The organism is Streptosporangium sp. NPDC005286 (assembly GCF_040607515.1).
Classification (GTDB): Bacteria; Actinomycetota; Actinomycetes; order Streptosporangiales; family Streptosporangiaceae; genus Streptosporangium.
In genome coordinates this window covers 1-21023 of record NZ_JBEXGU010000041.1, presented here as the reverse complement: position 1 = coordinate 21023, position 21023 = coordinate 1, and the positions used below count along the sequence as shown (strand labels likewise).

Sequence of the window (21023 nt, the reverse complement as noted above, 5' to 3'; positions counted from 1 at the left end):
CTCTCCGGTACCGCGTCTAGGTGAGCAGCGGGGGTATGGTGGGGCCGCCGCTGCCCCAGACCTCGTCATCCTCCAGGAGGTCGGTGGTGTTCTCGTACTCCTGCCCCCTCTCGCCTCCCTGTCCGTGAAGCGGCGCCCCGAGCGGCAAGATCGGCATGCCGTTCATCCCTCCGCGGGCTCCGGAGGGGACTCCGGAGAGGGCTCCGGCGCCGCCCGTGCCCCAGATCCCCGCCCCGCCCGTTCCCGCCCCGCCCGGCGTGCCGATGCCCGGCCCCCCGTTCGACGACAGGCCGTTCGTCGAGGCGTTCGCCGGCCCGGTCAGCGCCGTGTCGTTCAGGCCGGTGAGCCGGGTTCCGTCATCCGGTACGGACAGGTCCTGGCGGGGAGCCTCGGCGCCGTCCAAGGACTGCGGAGACGGATCCGAGCCGTTCCAGCCCGGCACGGACTGGCCGTTCGAGCCGGACGGGCCGGAGGGCTGGACCTGGCCCGGACCCCAGGCGCCCTGGTCCGGCCCGAACCGATCCGTCCCCGGCCCGCCGGCACCGGTACCGTTCGTGTCGCCCCCCGAGGAGATCAGGTCGTACGGCCCTCCTTCCGCCGGCTCCGGGTCGAACGGCCGGTCCGTGCCGCCGGGACCGTAGGGCGAGTCCTGGCCGGCCGGCCCGCCGGGAGGCAGTCCGGGAGGCGGGCCGGGGGTGAAGCCCCCGTCCTTGAAGTCGGGGATGTCCAGCGGGGTCGGGGTGGGCAACGCCTCCTGCACCTGGCTGGGGAGCAGCGAGTAGTGCTCGGCGATCCTCTGGTTGACCTCGTAGAAGTGGTCTCTGGCCCGGTCCTCCACCCGGTACATCCCGTAGAACGGGATGTGGTCCGCCCAGTCGGTGTCGTGGTCCGACCGCGAGTCCTGCCCCCTCTTCACGACGAGGTTCTGCTGGGCCCAGACCAGGGTGTCCGCGTACTGGTGCAGCGGCGGACCCATCATCCCCATCTTGTCGGCCAGCTCGCGGATGGTCCCGTGCAGAGACTGCAGCTGTTTCTGCGTCTCCACGCTCGCCGGCCCCCGGTAGTGGTCGGCGAGTTCGACGGCCTTGCTCTTGAGCTCTCGCGCGGCGTTCTCAAGCAGGGTCTGGGCGGCGAGGTAGTAGTCACCGGCCCGGCGTACCGAATCCGGATTGGTGCTGTCGATCCAGCCCTTGATTTTCTCCAGGGTGCTCTCGAAGAGCGTGATCGAGAGCGTCTCCTTGGGAATGTTGATGACGGTCTGGTTGGGCGAGGTCGATCCCGTTTCCGCCATGGTGGCTCCTCGTCAGACGTCGCGCCGGTCGCCCGGCTCCATGTTGGCTTGCTCGGCGGCGGTGTTGGTCCTGGCGATGCCGATGAGCGCCTCGACGACCGTGTCGTACTGCTGGACCAGCGACGAGTAGAGGCCGCCGGACCCTTCCGTCTCGCCGATGAGCGTCGCGTAGGCGGTGTAGGTCGCCATGGCGAACTGCTGCGCGGTGAGCCACTCCCCCATGTGGGCGGAGCCGATCGCGCACTGGAGCCGGACGTCGGGCAGCGACCCGGCGCCGGGGGGCGGCCCGGGTAACGGCGCGGGTGGGCCTCCCTGATCTTGGGCGACCGATGTCGCCGGCGGCTGCGTGGGCGTCGTCAGCGTCGTCAGCGACTCGTCCAGCGCACGTGCGATCCGCTCGATCTCGGCGTGGTTCCCCTCGGGGCCGCCGTCGCCGCTGCTGTCGTCCTTGATCGTCAGGCCGGGCCAGTCCGGGTCAAGTTCGATCGCCATGCCGTACCTTTCCGTGGTCCGCGGCGGATCCGCTGATGAGCGCGGAGGTCACGTCGGGGCGCGAGCCCCAGACGTCCTGCTCTTCCGTCAGTGGGCTGAACCTCTCGGACTCCTGGGCGCTCTCGCCCCCGGCCCCGCCGCCCATGAGCGGCACCATCGGCATGCCGTTCATCGCTCCCCGCGCCGTCGCGGCATTGGGGGGCGGCACGGCCGTCCCCGCTCCCACACCCGGGGTGCCCAGCACCGGAGGAACGGAGGTGGCGGGGGGAACGACGGTCGTCACCGGTCCGGCGGGGCCGACCGGGCTCTGCTGGATCACCGGAACCGTCGCCGGGGTCTGCGGGATGAAGCTCGCCACCTCGGTGCTCCCGGGATCGTCGGCCGGTGTGCCGTCCGTTCCGTCGATCACCGCGGGGACGGTTCCGTCGTTCTGCGGGTTCTGGCCGGTGCCGGTGCCCGTATCGGTGCCGCTGCCGGTGCCGTCCGCGATGGGCGGATCCTGCCCGCCCGTCCCTCCAGGACCGTCCGAACCCGGGCCGCCGTTCCCGGGATCGCCGGGATCGCCGGGATCACCGGGATCGCCGGGATCGCCGGGATCCCTGCCACCCGGGGCCGAACCATCCGGGCCCGGGGCGCCCGGACCGATACCCTCCGTGCCGGGGGTCGAGACCGACCCACCCCGGCTCCCGCCACCGGTCGCTGAAGCGCCCGCTCCCCCGCCGCTCCCGCCGGCGGAGTCCGAAGACCGGCCGCCGGACTCCGCGCCCGCTCCGCCGCTCGCCGTCCAGGCACCCGGCCCCCTGCCCTCTGGCTCGGGGCGGCCGTTCGGGTACGGGTCGCCGTCGGGGTAGACGACGTCGGGATAGACCTGGCCGCCCTCCGGTATCGTCACGGTCGGCAGGTCGTAGAAGATCGCCTCGGGCACCCTGTGGTTGAGTTCGAGGATCTGCGCGTTCAGCGTGCGCAGCGCCTGGCGGGCCGCGTAGGTGCCGTCCTCGACGGCGGAGGCCGACGGCGACGCGCCGGCCGAGGGCTCCTGAGGCGCTGGCGTCGACCCGCCGGACGCGGTCGCCGTCGGGGTCGCTGTCGGGGCGGGCCCGGGTTCGGGATTGGGCGTCCGCTCCGCCCCGCCGGGGTTGTCGAGGTTCTCGATCTTCCGGCGGGCCTCAGGGAGACAGACCCCGCCGTACCATCTGAGGACCTCGGACATCTTCTCCATCGTGGAGACCAGTTCCTCGGCGGTGGAGTGCAGCATCTGCAGCGCTCTCTGCACTTCGGCGGACGTCTCGCCGCGCCACGACTGGCTGAGTCTCGTCGCGTTCGACGGCAGTGCGTCACGAAGGGTGCCGATCGTGCTCGCGGCGTGCATGTAGGCGAACCCCGCGTCGTCGACCGCCATGGGCGAGGTGTTCCGCAACCACTGCTCGATCTGGGCTCTGGACGCGGTGACCTCGCCCTGCTCGGGCGCCGCGCCGGTGGCGCGTATCCGCCGGCTCCCTGAATCGCTGCCCACGACGACCTTCCACTCCTATGCGTTCGAGCCGTTTCCTCGGCGGGGATCGGCCCTGTCGTACTCGTCGGCGTTCGCGCGGATTGCCTGGATGGCCTCCTCGTACCGGGTCACGAACAGCTGGTAGACATACCGCAGCGCCGCGTTCCCCTGTTCGAGGGAGACGATCCCACCGGGGTCGGGCACCATGCCGACGGATCTGGTGAACGCGCTCGCCGCCGGCCAGGCTCCCAGTTCCCGCTCGGTCAGCCCACCGTTGACCTGCACGCTCTTCAGCGATCCCGTCGTGTATCCCTCGGCGTGGGCCGCCCCCTTGAGGGGGCCGAGATGCCGCTCCAGCTCGTCCGCGACCTTCCGCATCAGCGTGGTGTCGTACTCGAGTGTCGCCTCACCGTCCAGCCCGGGCCAGCCGGGAGCACCGCCGTCGGAGGCTCTGCTCACGTTTCCCCCTCGAAGAAGACGAACGGTCTCGGCCATCGCGTCACGCATCGATGGCCGAGACCACATGAGACGTGTACCGGTCGTCTCAGCCGCTGCTCCAGATGGCCTTGTTCCTCGCCTCCGCCGCCCGGTAGTTCTCGTTGGCGGTGCCGAGGGCGACCGCGGCGATGTTCAACTGGCGGCCCATCTCCTGCTCGGCCGCGTCCCAGATCTTGCGGTGATCCTCGAAGTAGGTCGCCGCGTCACCCGCCCAGCTGTCGCCCAGCACCTCCTGGAGCTTGGTGATGAGCTGGTCAGTGGCGGTGTCCATGGCCGTGACGACGCGGAGGAGCCCTTCCTGGGCCTGCTCCATCTGGACGAAGTTGACCTTTGTATAGTCCGAATCGGACACATCGATCTCCGTTCTTGGTCGTGGGTCGAGCAGGTTCACTTCACGCCGACGTCCACGGTCAGGACGCCGTCGTGCTGGTGTTGATGAGGGAGTCGACCCTGTTCATACCTGACTGAACGTCCTGGTCCGCCGCGCTGTAGGTGATGGAGTTGTCGCCCATCTTCCTGGCGATCGACTCCAGGTCCCGTCGCACGATCATCATCTGCTCATCCCACTTGCGCATCGCGCCGACGAACCTGGCGGACGCCGGGCCGAGCCAGCCCGAGGCGGTCAGCTCCTGGGTCGTGGTCTCGACGCCCCGGCGCAGGCCGTCGACGTACTGCGCGGTGTCAACGACGAGCTCGGACGCTCTCCTGATCTGTGTCGCGCTCGCGCCAAAAAACTCCGCCACCGGCTACCTCCGTGACATAAGCCTGCTTCTTCGCGACGATGCCGTGTCTGCCACGGACCGTACGGCCACAACACCGCACACGCGGACAGAAAGAGCTATAGCCGCAAATGCCATCGAATGGCATGTTAGCGATCTAGCGCAACATACCTAACATGAATGTATATCAAGCTCAGATAACACTTTAGTCACATTAAGAAAAACATGCAGGCCAGAGGGGGCAGACCGGACGGGCACCCCAAGGCGATCGGCGCGGCGGCCGGATCACACCTCAGGCCGCCCACATCCGAAGGCCGACCGCGACGGACCGGGGCGCTACTCAAGTCCTCGGCGAATTCGGTCGAGCTCGCCCATCACATCCTCGAACGTCCGCTTGTAGGTGGCCTCGGCGGACTTGACCTGGCTCATCGCCGCCTCCGGATCGGCGACGAATCTCATCGGGTTCATCTCCTCGCCGAACACCTCGCCCATCACCGCGTTCACCCGCGTCTGCAGATCCTGGGAGGCGTCCTGGAGGGTCGCCTTTATCTTCTCCGCGAGTTCGGACGAGCTCAGCCGCATCGCCTTGGGATGGATGTCGAGCGCGCGTAGCCCCTCGGTCGTGTACTCCACCGAGACCAGCTCGTCCTCGTCCTGGGCACGCCCCACCAGCCCGGCGACGTCCTCCCGCAGTCTCCCCGTGCGCGCGATCTGCGACTCCACGCCGTTCAGAAACCTGTCGACATCGATGTTCGCGAATTCCCCGAATTCCCTCATCGAGGGTCCCCTCCCCGGGCGCCACTTACCCCACGAGTAACAGGCGGTCACTTTCCGGGCAACCTAGCCGCCATTCCCGCGGGGTGGCAATACGGCCGGGATCACGACGGTCGACGCCGGAGCCTGTCCAGTTCCGCGAAACTCCCGTCCATGGAGCGTGCGAAGGACTCCTGGACCTCCTCGAACCGCCGCAGCGTCCGTCCAACGTCGATCACCGGCGGGGTCTCCCCACCGAACGCGGAGCGCAACAGGCTCTCGGTCCTCCGCCGGGCGTCCTCCTGCGCGGCCCGTACGACATCCGTCAGCGCCTCGGCGAGGCCCTCGCTCCCCAGCCTCATCGCCCGCGCGTCCAGCCGGATTCCCTGGATCATCCCGCCGCCGTCCACCGTCGCCCGTACCAGACCGTCGGCGGACTCCCCCTCCCCCCGCACCGCACCGATCTCCTCGACGGCTCCGGCCAGGTCCCGCACGGCCCGGTCCGCCTGGCCGCTCATCTTGTCGAACTCCTCGGGCCCGGCTCCCACCGGGTCGAACTCGAAGACCACAGCCCCCCCTTGAAGATCACATGTAAATCAGGGTTCGCAGTCGATCGAGAGCCGGTGAACCCACCTCCAGCGGCAGATGTCATCACCCCGAACGTCGCATGAACAGACGCCTCCCACCTGGATGAACGCCGTTTGACGCGTGGCAGGAGTGGCGAACCCGGTGATAGGGAGATCACATGTCCACTCCCTCACCGAGCACCGCCGGCCCTCATCCGACCGTATGGCGGCCGTCATCGCCCAGCACGGTGTCCAGCACGGTGTCCACGGCGGCCCCCTCCCCCGGCGGCGCCCAGGACAACCAGGACAGGTACGTCACCTCAACGGGCATCCTGCGAGTCGCGGAGCGTCTGGAACCTGACCTCATCGACCATTTCAAAGATCATCTACAGAAGCTGCACGACACGATCCTCAGCGACTCCGACCTCGGGATGATGGGCAGCCTGATGATCGCCCCCTCCTACCGAAAGGTTCAGGAGGAGTCGGCCCAGTTCCTTCGGGACGCGATAGAGGCCGTCGAGCGGCTGCAGGGCGGGATGCGCGTCGCCGCCACCAACTGGCGCGCGGCCGAGGACGCGGGCACCGTCCGATACGTCTGACCGGGAGACAACGGGAAGGCCGGGAAACCACGAAGGCAGATCATGATGGCGAAGCACGCGGGCGCGCCGCACGCGATGGAGCAGGCACTCTCCAACCTGAGACGGGTGCAGCTCCTGACCGGAGTCCCCCTGCTCGCGTTCGGCGCCGTAGAGGCGCTGCAGGCGGACCATGCCGCGATCATCCGGACCGTCAACAACTGGCACGCGCTCGCGCGTGAACTCGACGGTGGCCCGAAACGGCTCATCCCCAATATCAACGACCAGCTGAGAACGGTCTGGAAGGCGGAGGACGAACGGGGGGTGGAGGAGGTCCTCGCGACCTTCCTGGAGAAGACCGAGGCACTGCGCGGAGTCTTCAACGACGTCGCCGGCTGTATGGACGAGGTCGGCAGCGCCTACCGCAACTTCATCTGGACCGTCACCGCCTTCTCCGCGGCGATGCTCACGGCGACCTTGGCCACGGTGGCGCTCACGTTCACCCCTGCCGCCCCCCAGGCCCGGCTCTACCTGCGCCTGCTGGCAGCCGCCTCCGACAAGGTCCTGCTCGCCTGGGCCGGAGTGATGACCAGCTATCTCGGCGCCGTGGGATACACCCTCTTCAACCTCTGGCGCAGAGACCTCTACCTGGACAACTTCGCGCCGACCGACGCGGCCGCCATCGAGTTCAAGCAGGCGACGATCGACGTGACGCGCTACCCGACCTTCCGCGGTTACGCCGACGACAACGCGATGCTGAGGGGCACCCGTGGCTTCGACTGGATCGCCCCCAAGCAGGACAAGCCCATGCCTTACGGGCAGTAGCTCAGCCAGCCAGGCCACGTACCCAGGAGTAGACGTCCAGCACGCCGAGGGCGAGCGGGAACAGTGCGACGATCAGCAGGGTCTCCACGATGTCCCCGGCCCTGCCCCAGAACGGGGACGGTTTCCCACGCGGCAGCGCCAGGCCGATGCCCACCGGGATCGCGGCGATCCAGAACAACCCCGTCGCCACACCGACCGCCGTGAGACCGCCCCCGGCGACGGCCTGTGACATCGCGAAGAGGACGATTCCGGCGGTGCCGGTGATCGTCAGCCAGAGCCGCTGGCCAAGCCCCTGGAAGACGCGGGCCCGCATGAACAGGACCAGCGACAGGGAGAGCGTGGTGGCCGTGGCGGTCCAGCGGGAGTCCAGCGCGAGATAGACCTGGGCCACCAGCCCCACCAGGGCGGTCGCTACCACGAATCCGGTCGCGTAGTGCCGTGCCTGGCCGGCGCGCTCCTGGACGGCCGGGCCATCGACCTGGTGGTTGTCGCTCCGCAACTCCTCGGCGTTGGTGGGCATCGAGGGCATCGGCATCCCGGCGAGCCGGAACGACAGGGTCGAGATCAGCGGGCCGAACGCAAGCACGACCGTGGCGGTCAGCGCGGCGACTCCCTGGGCGGGGGCTCCGGACAGCATCACGACGGCGGCCCCCACCGCGCCGACCGCCGAGGCCACGGCGGAGCCGAGGAGTCCGGGCACGCCGTCGGCGACCGCGACGAGGCCGAGGGTCGCGACGAGCACGGTGACGGCGAACGCCGACAGCAGGTGAGGCGCGCCCAGGCCACTCAGACCTCCGAGGGCCAGCGGCGCGAGGAGCCCCGCGAGAAAGCCGTAGGGCAGGGCCGCGTATCCGATCAGCGCGCCCGCCGCGGAGTCGCCCATCGCCCGGGACAGCACGGCGCCCGCGGCGATCAGGAGAGCCGCGAACACCCCGCAGAGCACGGCGGGAACCGTCCACGGCGGCCCCGCCAGTATCAGGGACAGGGCTCCGGCGACCAGGAGTGCCACCGCGAGCCCCAGGCCCACCAGGCGGGTGTGCTCCGGGGCCCACTTGCCCGGGCCGTCCTTCACCCTCGTGGCGACCACGTCGGCCACGTCGTCGAACAGGGCCGGAGGGAGCACGGAGTCGCGGGGTCGCAGGTAGAGCACCTCACCGTCGAGCACCCCCAGAGCACCCAGGCTCTGACCGATGTCGAGCGGGGGGCCGCCGAGCCGCTGGAGCGCCCATCCGGGAGCCGTCGCGGAGTCGCCTCCCGGCTCGCCCAGCGCCTGCAGCAGGCCGGGCAGGATGTGCGGTAGCGGAAGGTCTGCCGGTAGCGCCAGATCCGCCTTCCCCCTGGGGGCCACCACCGTGACGTGACACAGTGCGGGTAGCGGAGCGGCGACCCGGGCCGGCGCGGTCTGCGGCGTCAATCCTGGAGCAGGCGGTTGAGCAAGTGAACTCACCTTTGTCCTCCGTCCCACCACCGACATTGCGAACATCACAGATATCCCGGATACCGTAGCGGGCGAGAATGGATCATGCACGGCAGCCTTAGGCGAGTATCCGTGACCGACGACCCGGCGAACGACCAGGAGGGTGACGCAGGGTGAGCATCGTCGTCATACGACGTCCCGAACGCCGTCCCCCGCCCAAGCCACCTCGGGGCGAGATCCTGCTTGAGTCTCCACCGGAGATTCCCGAGGTCGAGTCACAGGGTTTCACCGCGATCCTCACCTACCTGCCGATGGTGGCCGGTGGCGCCGCGATGGGTCTGATGTTCACCGCCGGGGGGAACTCCAACCCGATCATGTATGTGGCGAGCGGCCTGTTCGCCGTCTCCATGGTGGGCATGTCGGTGGGGCAGATAAGCCGCCAGGCCGGGGAACGCAGGCAGCGGCTGAACAGCCTGCGCCGCGACTACTTCCGCTACCTCGCCCAGATCCGCAAGAGGGTACGACGAGCGGCCGCGCAACAGCGGGGGGCTCTTGAGTGGGGCGCCCCGGCCCCCGACTCCCTGTGGTGGATCGCCATGGGTCCGCGCCTGTGGGAACGGCGCTCCCACGACGACGACTTCGGCACCGTACGACTCGGCACGGGCGTACAGAAGCTCGCTCTCAAGCTCATCCCTCCCGATTCCAAACCCGTCGAGGATCTGGACGCCCTGTCGTCCGGCGCGCTGCGACGGTTCGTCCGGGCGCACTCGACCGTCTCCCGGCTGCCGGTCGCCGTGGCCCTGCACTCCTTCGCACGGATCAGGCTGACCGGCGACGTGGCGTCCGTACACGAGATCGTGCGCGCGATGATCGCGCAGATCGCCGTGTTCCACTCTCCCGACGACATGCGGATCATGGTGTGCGCGGGCGAGGAATGGATGTCGCAGTGGGACTGGGTCAAGTGGCTGCCCCACGCGCTGCACCCGGAGGAGCATGACGCCGCAGGCCCGGTCCGGCTCATGACCAACGATCTCGGTGAGCTCGACAAGCTGGTCGGCGGCGAGTTGAGGGAGCGGGCACGGTTCAACCCGGGCGCCTCCTCCGACGCCCTGCCGTACCACGTGCTGATCATCGACGGCGGGCACGTGCCGCACGACTCCCAGCTGGGCGGCGACGCCATCCAGGGTGTCACCGTGATCGACCTGTCCGGTTCGACGGCACCGATCGAGGAGAAGAACACGCTCCGGCTGGACGTCCAGCCGGAGGGCTTCTTCATGGTCAAGATCGACCACGCGGGCAAGGAGAACTCGACCCGCCTCGGCGATCCCGACCGGATGGACTTCCTCAGGGCCGAGGGACTGGCCAGGCAGCTCGCGCCGCTGCGCGCCTCGACCGCCAAGGGCGGGGAGCCGCAGGACGTGCTCTCGGTGGACACCTCGCTGACCGACCTGCTCGGCGTCGGCGATCCGACCCGTCTCGACCCCGCGGTGACCTGGCGGCCCAGAGCCGGACGCAACCGGCTACGGGTGCCGATCGGCCTCGGCTCCGACGGCCGGGTGGTCGAACTCGACATCAAGGAGTCGGCGCAGGGTGGGATGGGCCCGCACGGGCTGGTCATCGGCGCCACCGGCTCGGGCAAGAGCGAGCTGCTGCGCACCCTGGTGCTCGGCCTGGCGGTCACCCACTCCTCGGAGATCCTGAACTTCGTCCTGGTCGATTTCAAGGGCGGTGCCACCTTCCTCGGCCTCGACGGCCTCTCTCACGTCTCGGCGGTCATCACCAACCTCGAGGACGAGCTCCCCCTCGTCGACCGCATGTACGACGCCCTGCACGGCGAGATGGTCCGCCGCCAGGAGTTGCTCCGCGCCTCCGGCAACTACGCCTCGCTGCGCGACTACGAGCGCGCTCGCGAACAGGGCGCGGACCTGGCGCCGATGCCCACGCTGTTCGTCGTCATCGACGAGTTCAGCGAGCTGCTCGCGGCCAAGTCCGAGTTCATCGAGCTGTTCGTGATGATCGGGCGGCTTGGCCGCTCCCTTGGCGTGCATCTGCTGCTGGCCTCACAGCGGCTGGAGGAAGGGCGGCTGCGCGGCCTGGACACCCATCTGTCCTACCGGGTGGGCCTGCGCACGTTCTCGGCGATGGAGAGCCGGGTCGTGCTGGGGGTCGCCGACGCCTACGAGTTGCCGTCCGCCCCGGGCAACGCCTACCTCAAGTTCGACACCACCGGAATGACCCGCTTCAAAGCCGCCTATGTGTCCGGCTCCCACCAGGTGGACCCGCGCCACGCGACGACACCGGACGGGCGGGGATCGATCCGGCAGGTGGTGGAGTACGGCCCGGCATTCGTCCCGCTGCCCGTCGTGGAGGAGCCGGAGTCGGACGAACAGGTGGAGAACAACAGGAGCAGCCTGCTGGACATCGTGGTCGGCCGGCTGGCCGGCCAGGGCCCGCCCGCCCACCGCATCTGGCTGCCTCCGCTGAACGAGCCCCCGACCGTCGCCCATCTGCTCCCGCCGTTGTCGGTCACACCGGAACACGGCCTCACCACGGCCGGGTGGGTGGGCCGGGGCCGGTTGCACGCCGTCGTGGGCATCATCGACAGACCGTTCGAGCAGCGAAGCGACCCGTTCTGGCTGGACCTGGCGGGTGCGACCGGTCACGTCGGCGTCGCGGGCGGAACCCAGAGCGGCAAGAGCACGGTGCTCCGCACGCTGATCACCAGCATGGCGCTCACCCACACACCCCGCGAGGTGCAGTTCTACTGCCTGGACTTCGGCGGCGGCTCACTCGCCTCGCTGGAGGGGCTGCCCCACGTGGGCGGGATCGCCAGCCGTCTCGACGGTGACCGCGTCCGCCGTACGGTCGCCGAGATCGCCGTCCTTCTCCAGCGGCGAGAGCGCGACTTCGCCGAACAGGGCATCGACTCGATCACCACCTACCGGCGGCGGCTTGCCGACGGGACGATCGAGGGCGACGGCTGGGGAGACGTCTTCCTCGTGGTCGACGGCTGGCTGACCGTCCGGCAGGAGTTCGAGACGATCGAACCCGTGATCACCGATCTGGCCGCGCGCGGTCTCGGCTACGGCATCCACGTCGTGGCCGCGACCAACAAGTGGTCGGAGTTCCGGCCCGGCATCCGCGACCTGTTCGGCACCCGGGTGGAGCTCAAGCTCGGCGACGCCTACGAGTCCGAGATCAACCGGAAGTCATCGCTGGCCGTGCCGGCGGGCGTACCGGGACGCGGGCTCACCAAGGAGGGCATGCACTTCCTGTCCGCGCTCCCCAGGATCGACGGCGTCCGGAACGCCGAGGACCTGTCGGCGGGGGTGCGCGGACTCGTCTCGGCCGTCAAGAGCGCCTGGAAGGGTGCCTCCGCACCGCCCGTACGGCTGCTGCCGTCGATACTGCCCGCCGGGACGCTGCCCGACGTCGCCCAGAGCGGGCCGGGCCGCATCCCGATCGGCATCGACGAGGCCACCCTCTCGCCTGTCATGCTCGACTTCGAGACGGACCCGCACTTCATCGTGGTGGGCGACACCGAGAGCGGGAAGTCCAACCTGCTGCGGCTCGTCACCGAGGGCCTGGTCGCCCGGCGCACTCCGCAGGAGGCCATGATGATCGTTGTCGACTACCGGCGGTCGCTGCTGGACTCCGCCGCCACCGAGCACCGCATCGGCTACGCCGCCTCCGGCGCGGCCGCCCTCGAACTGATCAACGACGCGCGTGGCGCGCTGCTCAAACGGCTGCCCCCGGCGAACCTCACCCCCGACCAGCTCCGGGCCAGGGACTGGTGGAAGGGCTGTGACCTCTACATCGTCGTCGACGACTACGATCTCGTCGCGACCTCGTCGAACCCGCTGCTGCCACTGGTGGACCTGCTGCCGCAGGCCCGCGACATCGGACTGCACCTGGTCATGTCACGCGCGATGGGCGGCATCGGCCGGGCGATGTTCGACCCGGTCATCCAGCGGGTCAAGGACATGGCCAGCCCCGCCGTCATCCTCTCCGGCAACAAGGACGAGGGCTCCCTGTTCGGCAATGTGCGCCCCCATCCGCTTCCGGCGGGCCGGGGATACCACGTCGACAGGAAGTCCGGCGCCCGCCTCATCCAGACCGCCCTCTTGGCCCCCTCGGACGGGTAGGCCACGCAGGCCGTGTCGGACATACCACCCACTACTAGTCGAATCCCTCGCAGACTCAAAAGATCGCTTGCTCCTCCGAAAAAGTACAAAAAAGGCCAACAATATGTAAACTCTTGATCAACAGTCGTTAACACGAGGCACCGGGCCCTTGCGCGTTTCCCGGCCGCGGTGCGCGAGGAGGCCGGCATGGGCCAAGCGGACGAGCAGGGATTCGGATACACCTCTGACGGGCTGACCAAGAGCGGGAACGACCTGAAGGACGCCGGGGACGCCCTGAAAGCCCCCCTGGAAATGTTCAAAATCAACGCCGCCCCCACGTCGAGCTGCTTCGGCCTGGTCCCTCAGGGGTCGGAGGAACTCGCCGAGGGCTACCAGGACTTCTTCCGAGAGACCACCCAGATCCTGGAGGCGCTGCAGGTGGACCTGTCAGGCTCCGGAGTGGGGCTGATGATCAACAATTACACCTACCGGGGCGCCGACGGCGCGGGTCCCGTGTAACCCCTGTCCGTTATGCTCGACCTTGATCGGCTCAGGGCGAGCCCGGAAGGGGGCGGCCGCGTGGCAGGCATCGACCTTCACTTTCAGGCGCTCGAACGGTGCCGTACGAAGGTGGGGAAGCTGGCCAACCAGGTCCGCGACGAGCTCAGTGACGATCATCCGGCTCCGCCGTCCAACACCTCCGACTACGGAGGTCTCACCGGTTCCACCAGGCTCGCCGGGCTCGTCGACAGCCTTGAGGGGTTCATCGACGAGGAGCTCCAGCAGGTCAGGGAGAAGCTCAGAGGCGTCGAGCGCGCTCTGGAGACGGTGCAGGACAACGTCCGCGGGGCGAACAACGCCAGCGAGGCCGGAGGGCGATAGTGGCTGCCCCGGACGGTATCGCGGCGGCTCTTTCGGGGCTGCCACGCGGCGATGAGCTCGTCGGCCTCAGGAGGCAGGTCGCCGGCGCCCCGGCGTCGATCCGCAAGGTCGCGACCCGCTGGCGAACGACGGCGAACGCGGCGATCGAGCTGGTGAGCGGCCTGAACACCACGGTGATCGACGTGGACAACGCCTGGCAGGGCGCCTCCGCGGACACCTTCAGGGGCTACATGCGGACGTACGACCGGGCCTGCGACGGATTCCGCGACGCGCTGGTGAGCTGCGCCAACTCCCTCGACGCGGTCGCCGCGAGATTGGAGGAGGCGAGCTCGACGGTCGACAACATCTGCGGCAACCTCCTCAACCGGGTGGAGACCCACCGCAGGAACAACCCCGACAGGGAGCAGCGAGACCTCGACCAGGATTTCGGACCGTGGGTCGAGACGGCCATCTCCGACGCTCACAGCGCGATCGGACCCGCCAGCGACGCCGTGACCCTGGCCACAACCACCCTTGAGAAACACACGGAAGACGAGCTGGCCCACTTCTCCCTCGTCAGGTCACCGGGCAGCGACGCCTCCATACCCACCTCCGGCTGGGAACGGACCCCCGGCTACCAGCCGCCGACCGGAATCCGCGCTCTCGGCGACTCCGGCGGCTACGGCGGCAACGGCGGCAACGGCTCCGAGGGCGGCTACGGCCCGGTCGGGCACAGCGGCACGTCGCCGGGCGGCGGCGGCGGGACCCCCGCGCCGAAGAAGGAGGTCGTGGAGTGGATCCGGGAGGCGCTCACGATCCTGCGGGACAACGGCGTGGCCGTGAACCCGGACGACCCGGCGACCATCGACAAGATCTGGACGATCATCTTCCACGAGTCGGGCGGCAACCCGCAGGCGATCAACAACTGGGACTCCAACGCCGCCGCCGGCATCCCGTCCAAGGGACTCATGCAGACGATCGACCCCACGTTCCAGGCGCACAAACAGCCCGGCTACGACGACGTCTGGAACCCGGTGCACAACATCATGGCCGGTGTCCGCTACACCATCAGCCGTTACGGCTCCCTGGACGGCCACCCCGGCCTCAAGTCCCTCAGCGAGGACGGCGGCTACAAACCGTACTGACACCCGCCGCCGCGGGGCGGCCGATGAAGATCGGATGCCCCCGCCCCACTGCGGATCATGATTCGGCGCGCCCTTTAGGGTGTGGGAATGAGACTCACGAAATTCGGACACGCCTGTGTCCGCCTGGAGAAGGACGACTCCGTTCTCGTGATCGACCCGGGCTCCTTCAGTGAGGAGTCCGCGCTCGACGGGGCACGGACGGTGCTCATCACCCACGAGCACTTCGACCACGTGGAGGCGGGCCGGCTGCGCCGGGCGGCCGAGGCCGACCCGTCCTTGGAGATCTGGACCAACGAGGGCGTGGCCGCCACGCTGACCGACGTCCCCGCGAAGATCCAGGTGGTACGGCACGGCGACGCGTTCGACACGGCCGGCTTCGGGGTGAGGGTCGTCGGCGAGTGGCACGCCCCCAACCACCCGGACCAGCCGATCGTGCGCAATGTCGGTTTCCTCGTGGACGAGGAGGTCTTCTACCCGGGGGACGCGTTCACCCCGCCGGGCGTCGAGGTGCCCACGCTCCTGGTGCCGACCAACGCGCCGTGGATGAAGGCGTCGGAGATGGTCGAGTACCTGCGCCAGGTCCGCCCGGACAGGGCCTTCTCCACCCACGACGGCCTGCTCAACGACACCGGGCTCGGCTTGGTCGACATGTGGCTGGACATGGAGTCGAAGCAGCAGAAGGCCGAGATGCGCCGCCTCAAGCCCGGCGAGTCGATCACCCTGCCCTGACGCGGACCTGCTCGCCCGGGCCGGGAACCGGGCGCGGGGACGCGGCCGCCGATGACGTGCCCGCTCGGCGGCGGAGGGGGCTCAGCGGGCCGAGGCGATGGTGGCCGAGCCGATCACGGTGTCGCCGAGGTAGAGCACCGCGGCCTGGCCCGCCGCGACCCCGGCGGCCGGGGCGTCCAGCGTGATGTGCACCTCCCCGCCGGAGAGCCGGGCACGGCAGCCGTACACCTCGCCGTGCGCGCGGAGCTGGACCGTGCAGGTCAGCGGCTCGCGCGGCTCGCCGGTCGGGCCGTTCCAGACCGGGCGCCCCGCGACGATCTCCGTGACCGCCAGGGACGAGCGCGGACCGATCGTGACCGTGTTGGAGACCGGCTCGATGGACAGCACGTAGCGCGGGCGGCCGTCGGGGGCCGGGCGGTCGATGCGCAGGCCCTTGCGCTGGCCGACCGTGAAGCCGTAGGCGCCCTCGTGGCCGCCCACGACCTCGCCGGACTCGTCGACGATCGGACCCGGCGCCGTGCCGAGACGGTCGGCGAGGAAGCCCCTGGTGTCGCCGTCGGCGATGAAGCAGATGTCGTGGCTGTCGGGTTTGTCGGCCACCATGAGCCCGCGCCGCGCGGCCTCCTCGCGCACCTGGGCCTTGGTGGAGTCGCCCAGCGGGAAGATCGCGTGACCGAGCTGCTCCCTGGTGAGCACGCCCAGCACGTACGACTGGTCCTTGCCCTCGTCGGGGCTGCGGCTCAGCACGCCGTCGGTGACCCGCGCGTGGTGCCCGGTGGCCACCGCGTCGAAGCCCAGCGCGAGGGCGCGGTCGAGCACCGCCTCGAACTTGATCTTCTCGTTGCAGCGCAGGCACGGGTTGGGCGTGCGGCCGGCGGCGTACTCGCTGACGAAGTCCTCGACCACGTCGCGGTGGAACCGCTCGGCCATGTCCCAGACGTAGAAGGGGATGCCGATCACGTCGGCGGCCCTGCGGGCGTCTCGCGAGTCCTCGACCGTGCAGCACCCGCGGGCGCCGGTCCGATAGGACTGGGGGTTGGCCGAGAGGGCGAGGTGGACACCGGTGACGTCATGGCCCGCCTCGGCGATGCGGGCGGCCGCCACGGCGGAGTCGACGCCGCCGGACATGGCGGCAAGCACACGAAGACTCATAACCCCTTGAGCGTACCCGTGTTGGCGGGCACCCCGTCGGGCTGGGAGAATCCGGGGTCATGCGACTGTTCGGGCGGAAGAACGAGCCCGCCGCCGACCCTGCCGACGGTATCGGCGAGTTCTGGGCGTGGTGGGCGGAGGCGAGACCGGAACTGGACGCGATGGTCGCCGCCGGCGAGGCCGAGCGGCTGGCCGAGTGGATCGGGCCCGCGGTGCTGGTCGTCCACCCGTCGCTGGTGTGGGAGATCGCCCCCGGCCGGAGCGCCGACCAGGCCCTCGTGGTCACCTCGGCCGGCGACCCCGAGCTGCGCCCCATCGCGCATCGCTGGGCCGCCGCCGCGCCGCCCGCCGACGGCCTGTGGGAGTTCCACCCGTCCCGGCGGGCCAACCCGCACGCGATGGACCTCACGCTCGACGTGGGCGGCTACGAGTTCGCGCTCGACAAGCTCGTGCTCGGCCTGCGCGCCCCGCACGGCAACCCCCGGGTCGACGTGGTCGCCTACCATCCGATCTTCACCATCCTGGACGACGAGACGCGCACCGAGGCGGCGCTGCTCGCCCTCGACTGGCTGCTCGGCGAGGACGACGTGGCCCGCTGGGTGGGTGACATCTCCGCCGCGGCCTTCGAGCCGATCGACGCGGTGCCCGCCGTGCACCTGCCGAGCGTGGTCTCCGATCTGGCCTCCGGCTACCGGGACGAGCAGTGGGCGCTGCTGGAGGGTGAGACCGCCACCGGCGCCCGCCTGATCGCCACCGCCCGATACCCGCTCCGCCCGGTCGACCACCCGCTGTTCGACCAGCACATCGCCATCACGCTGCCGTACGCGCACCGCGACGCCGAAGGGCTGCCCACCGGCCCCTCGCTGGAGGCGCTGCGCGACTTCGAGGAGCGCCTCGCCGGGCGGATCAGCAGGCTGAACGGCCAGGCCCTGCTCGCCGCGCACATGAGCGCCGAGGGGCAGCGGGTGCTGCACGTCTACGCCGACCCGGTGAGCGAGACGGCCATCCACGCCAAGGAGCTCATCGTGAGCTGGGAGGAGGGGCGGCCCCGGGTCGACGTGGTCGGCGACCCCGGCTGGATCGCCGTCTCGCCCTTCCTGACCTAGGAATCCCCGGCACGGGTCCTAAGGAGGCGCCGGGGTACCGGCGGCCGTATGGGATCACTCAGAGCCGTACGGATCAGCTCAGACCCGCGCGGCGGGCGCGCTCGACGGCGAGGCCGATGATCTCGGCCAGCCGGTCCACATCGGCCTCGGTCGAGGTGTGGCCGAGGGAGAAGCGCAGCGAGCCGCGCGCCCGGAACCCGTCGGCGCCCATCGCGAGCAGGACGTGGGACGGCTGGGCGACACCTGCCGAGCAGGCCGAGCCCGTCGAGCACTCCACGCCCTTGGCGTCCAGCAGCATGAGCAGCGCGTCGCCCTCGCAGCCGGGGAAGGAGAAGTGGGCGTTGCCCGGGAGGCGGTTCACCGGATCGCCGTTGAGGATCACATCGGGCACCGCCTCACGGACCCGGCGGATCAGGTCGTCGCGGAGCGCGGCCAGCCGGGTCGAGGTCTCGGCCTGCCGGGCCACCGCGGTCCGCACGGCCGTGGCGAAACCGGCGATGGCGGGGGCGTCGAGCGTGCCGGAGCGGACATCTCGCTCCTGACCGCCACCGTGCAGTACCGGCACCGGGTCGACGCCCCGGGCGAGCAGCAGCGCGCCGACGCCCATCGGGCCGCCGACCTTGTGACCGGAGAGCGTCAGCGCGTCGATCCCCGAGTCGGCGAAGACCACCGGGATCTGACCGACCGCCTGGACCGCGTCGGTGTGGAAGGGGACGCCGTACTCGCGGGCCACCTCGGCGAGCGCGTGGACGGGCTGGACGGTGCCGACCTCGTTGTTGGCCCACATGACGCTGACCAGCGCGACGCTGCCCGGGTCGCGCTCGATGGCCTCGCGCAGGGTCTGCGGATGCACCCGGCCGAACTCGTCGACGTCGAGCAGCTCGACGGTCGCACCCTGGTGATCGCTCAGCCAGTGCGCGGGGTCCAGGGCGGCGTGGTGCTCGACGGCGCTGATCAGGATCCTGTCCGCGCCCCCGGCGCGACGGGCCCAGTACAGGCCCTTGATGGCGAGATTGTCGGCCTCGGTGCCGCCCGCGGTGAAGACGACCTCGCTGGGACGGGCGCCGAGCGCGGCGGCGATGGTCTCCCGCGACTCCTCCACGACCTGGCGGGTGCGGCGGCCGGCGGCGTGCAGGGAGGACGCGTTGCCGACCTGGCCCAGTTGGGCTGTCATCGCCTCGATCGCCTCGGGAAGCATCGGCGTGGTCGCCGCGTGATCGAGATAGGCGGACTGCACGGCCGCATCCCCTCCCCCACATCGCTGTCAACCTTCCAAGGGTATCCGTGCTCGGGAAGGGCCTCACCCCCGGAGTTGACCACTAAACCGTCCAGACGGTACAGTAGCGGCCATGAGACGGGGTGAACTGTTGGACGCGGCAGAGGATCTGCTCTCCGACCAGGGCTCCCAGGCGCTCACCCTGGCGACCGTCGCCGAGCGCGCCGGATGCAGTAAAGGCGGCCTGCTCTACCATTTCAGCACCAAGGAAGCCCTGATCAAGGGCATGGTCGAGCGGCTGATCGAGGAGTTCGACGAGCTCATCGCCGCCCAGGGCCACGACACCTACACCAAGAACTACCTGGCGGCCACGTTCGCCGCCGTGCGAAGCGGCAGGCTGCGGCGCTGGGCCGTGGTGACCGGAGCCTCCGGCAACCTCTATCTTCTGGCACCGCTGCGGGTGGCGATGGCCCGATGGCATCGCGAGGGGCTCGACAGCGAGCCCGACCCGGAGGCGGCGCAGATCGTGCGCCTCGCCTGCGAGGGACTGTGGGACGTGGCGAGCCACGACCCCGATCTCTATGACGACGAGCGCTACGAGAGCCTGAAACGGCGTCTGCTGGCCATGCTGCCCGCCTGACCCTGATAGGCCCCTGACACCTTACTTCTCCTGGTTCCCCTGGCACCCCTCACTCGCCCGCGCGCCTGATCGCGTGCCCGGCCAGGGAAAACCCATCACACAAATTGGTGGTCGCTTCCGCACGCGCGAAAGCGACCGTCTTTGGTGTGCCCGTTCACCGGTTTGTCAAAACATTTATTGAAGGGATTGAGCATGACCCGCGACCTGAGAACGGCTCGAACCGGGGCGGTTCTCACATTCGTGCTGGCCGGTCTGATGTGTGGATCGATGACCGTGCGCATTCCGGCGCTCTCCGACAAGCTCGGCCTGTCCGAGGCGTCGGTCGGTGTCACCCTCCTCGTATGGGGGCTGGGAGCGCTCATCACCATGCAGTCGATGCGCGCCGTGATGGCGCGCTTCGGCAGCCGGAGCATCCTCCGGGTCGCAGCCCCCCTCACCGCGGCCACCCTGGCCCTGCTGGCGGTGGCGCCGTCGTTCCCCCTGGCCGTGGCCGCGAGCGGCCTGTTCGGCATGGCGTTCGGCGCGGTGGACGTCGCGATGAACGCGCAGGGATCGGCGGTCGAGCGCGCCTACGGCCGCCCGCTGATGAACGGCATGCACGCCGGCTGGTGCGCCGGAGCGATCGGCGCGGGCCTGCTGGGCACCGCGGCGATCGCGGCCGGACTCTCGATCACCGCCCACCTGGTGCTGATCGCCCTGCTCGCGCTCCCCGCGACGGTCCTGATCAGCCGCACCTACCTGCCCGACCCGACGGTGGTCTCCGGCACCGCCCCCACCGCGCCCCGCCGCCGGATGCCTCCGGTGATCTACCTGCTCGGCGTGATCGCCTTCTGCGCGTTCATGGTGGAGGGCACGGTCGCCGACTGGAACGGCCTGTACCTGCGGGACGCGCTGGGTGCCCCGGAGGCGGTGGCCGCCCTGGGTTACCCGATCTTCGAGGCGGGCATGCTGGCCGGGCGGCTGGCCGGCGACCGGGTCCGGGCCCGCTTCGGCGCCCGCGGCATGATGGTCGCCTCGGGCCTGGCCACCGCCGCGACCTTCGGCGTGGTCATCACGGCCCCCAGCGCACCGGTCGCCCTCGCGGCCATGCTGTTCGTGGGCGTCGCCGTGGCGACGGTCTCGCCGATGGCCATGTCCCTGGCGGGCGAGGCGACCGGCACCCCGGGACCCGCCATCGCCCAGACCGGTGCGATGGGCTACGCGGGACTGCTGCTGGGCCCGGTGATCATCGGTTTCCTCTCCGATCTGGCCACGCTCAGGACGAGTCTCGGCATCGCCGTGCTGCTCGGTGTCCTGATCGCCGCGGTCGCGTGGTTCCTGCCCCGCCACCGCGCGGCGGCCGTCCCCGCGGAGACCGCCGGGCGAGAGCTCTCGATGGCGGCCTGACCCGGGAACGCGAGACGGCACCGCACATGTCGTGCG

General features: G+C 70.0%; 21 protein-coding genes. 10 read left to right on the top strand and 11 right to left on the bottom strand.

Features of this window, described 5'->3' with window-relative positions; all coding sequences use genetic code 11:
- Positions 1-16 precede the first annotated feature (16 nt).
- The 8 genes from ABZU75_RS17420 to ABZU75_RS17385 form a co-directional block, all read right to left on the bottom strand.
- A complete protein-coding gene (locus ABZU75_RS17420; RefSeq protein WP_355555040.1) occupies positions 17-1291 on the bottom strand; it encodes a hypothetical protein in 1275 nt (424 codons plus the stop codon).
- Positions 1292-1303: 12 nt separating this feature from the next.
- On the bottom strand, positions 1304-1783 hold the full coding sequence (locus ABZU75_RS17415; RefSeq protein ID WP_355555038.1) for a hypothetical protein: 480 nt from the start codon (positions 1781-1783) through the stop codon (positions 1304-1306).
- The gene (locus ABZU75_RS17410; protein WP_355555036.1) at positions 1767-3296 is read right to left on the bottom strand and encodes a hypothetical protein; all 1530 of its coding nucleotides are present in this window, start codon (positions 3294-3296) and stop codon (positions 1767-1769) included. Before ABZU75_RS17410 ends, ABZU75_RS17415 begins: the two co-directional genes overlap by 17 nt.
- A gap of 15 nt (positions 3297-3311) precedes the next feature.
- Entirely contained in the window at positions 3312-3734 is a 423-nt protein-coding gene (locus tag ABZU75_RS17405; RefSeq protein ID WP_355555034.1) for a hypothetical protein, read from the bottom strand.
- Positions 3735-3819: 85 nt separating this feature from the next.
- Complete coding sequence (locus ABZU75_RS17400; RefSeq protein ID WP_355555032.1) at positions 3820-4125, bottom strand: WXG100 family type VII secretion target; 306 nt, start codon at positions 4123-4125, stop codon at positions 3820-3822.
- A 58-nt stretch (positions 4126-4183) separates the two neighbouring features.
- Positions 4184-4516 carry a WXG100 family type VII secretion target gene (locus ABZU75_RS17395; RefSeq protein WP_355555029.1) on the bottom strand — a complete coding sequence of 111 codons (333 nt, stop codon included), beginning with the start codon at positions 4514-4516 and terminating at the stop codon, positions 4184-4186.
- A gap of 312 nt (positions 4517-4828) precedes the next feature.
- Entirely contained in the window at positions 4829-5269 is a 441-nt protein-coding gene (locus ABZU75_RS17390) for a YbaB/EbfC family DNA-binding protein (RefSeq protein WP_355555027.1), read from the bottom strand.
- A 101-nt stretch (positions 5270-5370) separates the two neighbouring features.
- On the bottom strand, positions 5371-5814 hold the full coding sequence (locus tag ABZU75_RS17385; RefSeq protein ID WP_355555025.1) for a YbaB/EbfC family nucleoid-associated protein: 444 nt from the start codon (positions 5812-5814) through the stop codon (positions 5371-5373).
- Between the two features lie 176 nt (positions 5815-5990).
- Between ABZU75_RS17385 and ABZU75_RS17380 the strand changes: the two genes are divergently transcribed.
- The gene (locus ABZU75_RS17380) at positions 5991-6410 is read left to right on the top strand and encodes a hypothetical protein (protein ID WP_355555023.1); all 420 of its coding nucleotides are present in this window, start codon (positions 5991-5993) and stop codon (positions 6408-6410) included.
- Between the two features lie 42 nt (positions 6411-6452).
- Complete coding sequence (locus ABZU75_RS17375) at positions 6453-7211, top strand: hypothetical protein (RefSeq protein ID WP_355555021.1); 759 nt, start codon at positions 6453-6455, stop codon at positions 7209-7211.
- Position 7212: 1 nt separating this feature from the next.
- Here ABZU75_RS17375 and eccD read toward each other — a convergent pair whose 3' ends face one another.
- Complete coding sequence (gene eccD / locus ABZU75_RS17370; RefSeq protein WP_355555019.1) at positions 7213-8625, bottom strand: type VII secretion integral membrane protein EccD; 1413 nt, start codon at positions 8623-8625, stop codon at positions 7213-7215.
- A 176-nt stretch (positions 8626-8801) separates the two neighbouring features.
- Here eccD and eccCa point away from each other — a divergent pair, with 176 nt between their 5' ends.
- The 5 genes from eccCa to ABZU75_RS17345 all read left to right on the top strand — a co-directional run bounded on the left by eccCa (position 8802) and on the right by ABZU75_RS17345 (position 15487).
- Positions 8802-12773 carry a type VII secretion protein EccCa gene (eccCa, locus tag ABZU75_RS17365; protein WP_355555017.1) on the top strand — a complete coding sequence of 1324 codons (3972 nt, stop codon included), beginning with the start codon at positions 8802-8804 and terminating at the stop codon, positions 12771-12773.
- Positions 12774-12959: 186 nt separating this feature from the next.
- Positions 12960-13271 (top strand): hypothetical protein, encoded by a 312-nt coding sequence (locus tag ABZU75_RS17360; protein ID WP_355555015.1) that lies wholly within the window; start codon positions 12960-12962, stop codon positions 13269-13271.
- A 60-nt stretch (positions 13272-13331) separates the two neighbouring features.
- The gene (locus ABZU75_RS17355; RefSeq protein WP_355555013.1) at positions 13332-13634 is read left to right on the top strand and encodes a hypothetical protein; all 303 of its coding nucleotides are present in this window, start codon (positions 13332-13334) and stop codon (positions 13632-13634) included.
- Positions 13634-14758, top strand: coding sequence for a transglycosylase SLT domain-containing protein (locus tag ABZU75_RS17350; RefSeq protein ID WP_355555011.1), 1125 nt, complete (start codon positions 13634-13636; stop codon positions 14756-14758). The genes ABZU75_RS17355 and ABZU75_RS17350 overlap by 1 nt, the downstream gene beginning before the upstream one ends.
- A gap of 87 nt (positions 14759-14845) precedes the next feature.
- Positions 14846-15487, top strand: coding sequence for an MBL fold metallo-hydrolase (locus tag ABZU75_RS17345; protein ID WP_355555009.1), 642 nt, complete (start codon positions 14846-14848; stop codon positions 15485-15487).
- Between the two features lie 81 nt (positions 15488-15568).
- On the opposite strand, the gene mnmA is transcribed toward ABZU75_RS17345, so the two are convergent.
- Positions 15569-16639 (bottom strand): tRNA 2-thiouridine(34) synthase MnmA, encoded by a 1071-nt coding sequence (gene mnmA, locus ABZU75_RS17340; RefSeq protein ID WP_355555007.1) that lies wholly within the window; start codon positions 16637-16639, stop codon positions 15569-15571.
- 59 nt (positions 16640-16698) lie between these two features.
- Here mnmA and ABZU75_RS17335 point away from each other — a divergent pair, with 59 nt between their 5' ends.
- Positions 16699-17745: a DUF695 domain-containing protein gene (locus tag ABZU75_RS17335; protein ID WP_355555005.1), complete on the top strand. Its 1047-nt coding sequence runs from the start codon at positions 16699-16701 to the stop codon at positions 17743-17745.
- Between the two features lie 73 nt (positions 17746-17818).
- Here the strand turns inward: ABZU75_RS17335 and ABZU75_RS17330 are convergent, their stop codons facing one another.
- Positions 17819-18982 (bottom strand): cysteine desulfurase family protein, encoded by a 1164-nt coding sequence (locus ABZU75_RS17330; protein WP_355555003.1) that lies wholly within the window; start codon positions 18980-18982, stop codon positions 17819-17821.
- Between the two features lie 112 nt (positions 18983-19094).
- Between ABZU75_RS17330 and ABZU75_RS17325 the strand changes: the two genes are divergently transcribed.
- Together ABZU75_RS17325 and ABZU75_RS17320 are read left to right on the top strand one after the other, a co-directional pair.
- Positions 19095-19601, top strand: a complete 507-nt coding sequence (locus ABZU75_RS17325) for a TetR/AcrR family transcriptional regulator (protein ID WP_355555001.1) — start codon at positions 19095-19097, stop codon at positions 19599-19601.
- A 192-nt stretch (positions 19602-19793) separates the two neighbouring features.
- Positions 19794-20987 carry an MFS transporter gene (locus ABZU75_RS17320; RefSeq protein WP_355554999.1) on the top strand — a complete coding sequence of 398 codons (1194 nt, stop codon included), beginning with the start codon at positions 19794-19796 and terminating at the stop codon, positions 20985-20987.
- Positions 20988-21023: the final 36 nt, after the last annotated feature.

Excerpts from the sequence above, each read along its gene's own strand:
- ABZU75_RS17380 (WP_355555023.1), top strand. The coding sequence starts at position 5,991 with ATGTCCACTCCCTCACCGAGCACCGCCGGCCCTCATCCGACCGTATGG.
- ABZU75_RS17415 (WP_355555038.1), bottom strand. The coding sequence starts at position 1,783 with ATGGCGATCGAACTTGACCCGGACTGGCCCGGCCTGACGATCAAGGAC.
- ABZU75_RS17320 (WP_355554999.1), top strand. The coding sequence starts at position 19,794 with ATGACCCGCGACCTGAGAACGGCTCGAACCGGGGCGGTTCTCACATTC.
- ABZU75_RS17325 (WP_355555001.1), top strand. The coding sequence starts at position 19,095 with ATGAGACGGGGTGAACTGTTGGACGCGGCAGAGGATCTGCTCTCCGAC.
- ABZU75_RS17335 (WP_355555005.1), top strand. The coding sequence starts at position 16,699 with ATGCGACTGTTCGGGCGGAAGAACGAGCCCGCCGCCGACCCTGCCGAC.
- ABZU75_RS17420 (WP_355555040.1), bottom strand. The coding sequence starts at position 1,291 with ATGGCGGAAACGGGATCGACCTCGCCCAACCAGACCGTCATCAACATT.
- ABZU75_RS17390 (WP_355555027.1), bottom strand. The coding sequence starts at position 5,269 with ATGAGGGAATTCGGGGAATTCGCGAACATCGATGTCGACAGGTTTCTG.
- ABZU75_RS17360 (WP_355555015.1), top strand. The coding sequence starts at position 12,960 with ATGGGCCAAGCGGACGAGCAGGGATTCGGATACACCTCTGACGGGCTG.
- ABZU75_RS17345 (WP_355555009.1), top strand. The coding sequence starts at position 14,846 with ATGAGACTCACGAAATTCGGACACGCCTGTGTCCGCCTGGAGAAGGAC.
- mnmA (WP_355555007.1), bottom strand. The coding sequence starts at position 16,639 with ATGAGTCTTCGTGTGCTTGCCGCCATGTCCGGCGGCGTCGACTCCGCC.
- ABZU75_RS17375 (WP_355555021.1), top strand. The coding sequence starts at position 6,453 with ATGATGGCGAAGCACGCGGGCGCGCCGCACGCGATGGAGCAGGCACTC.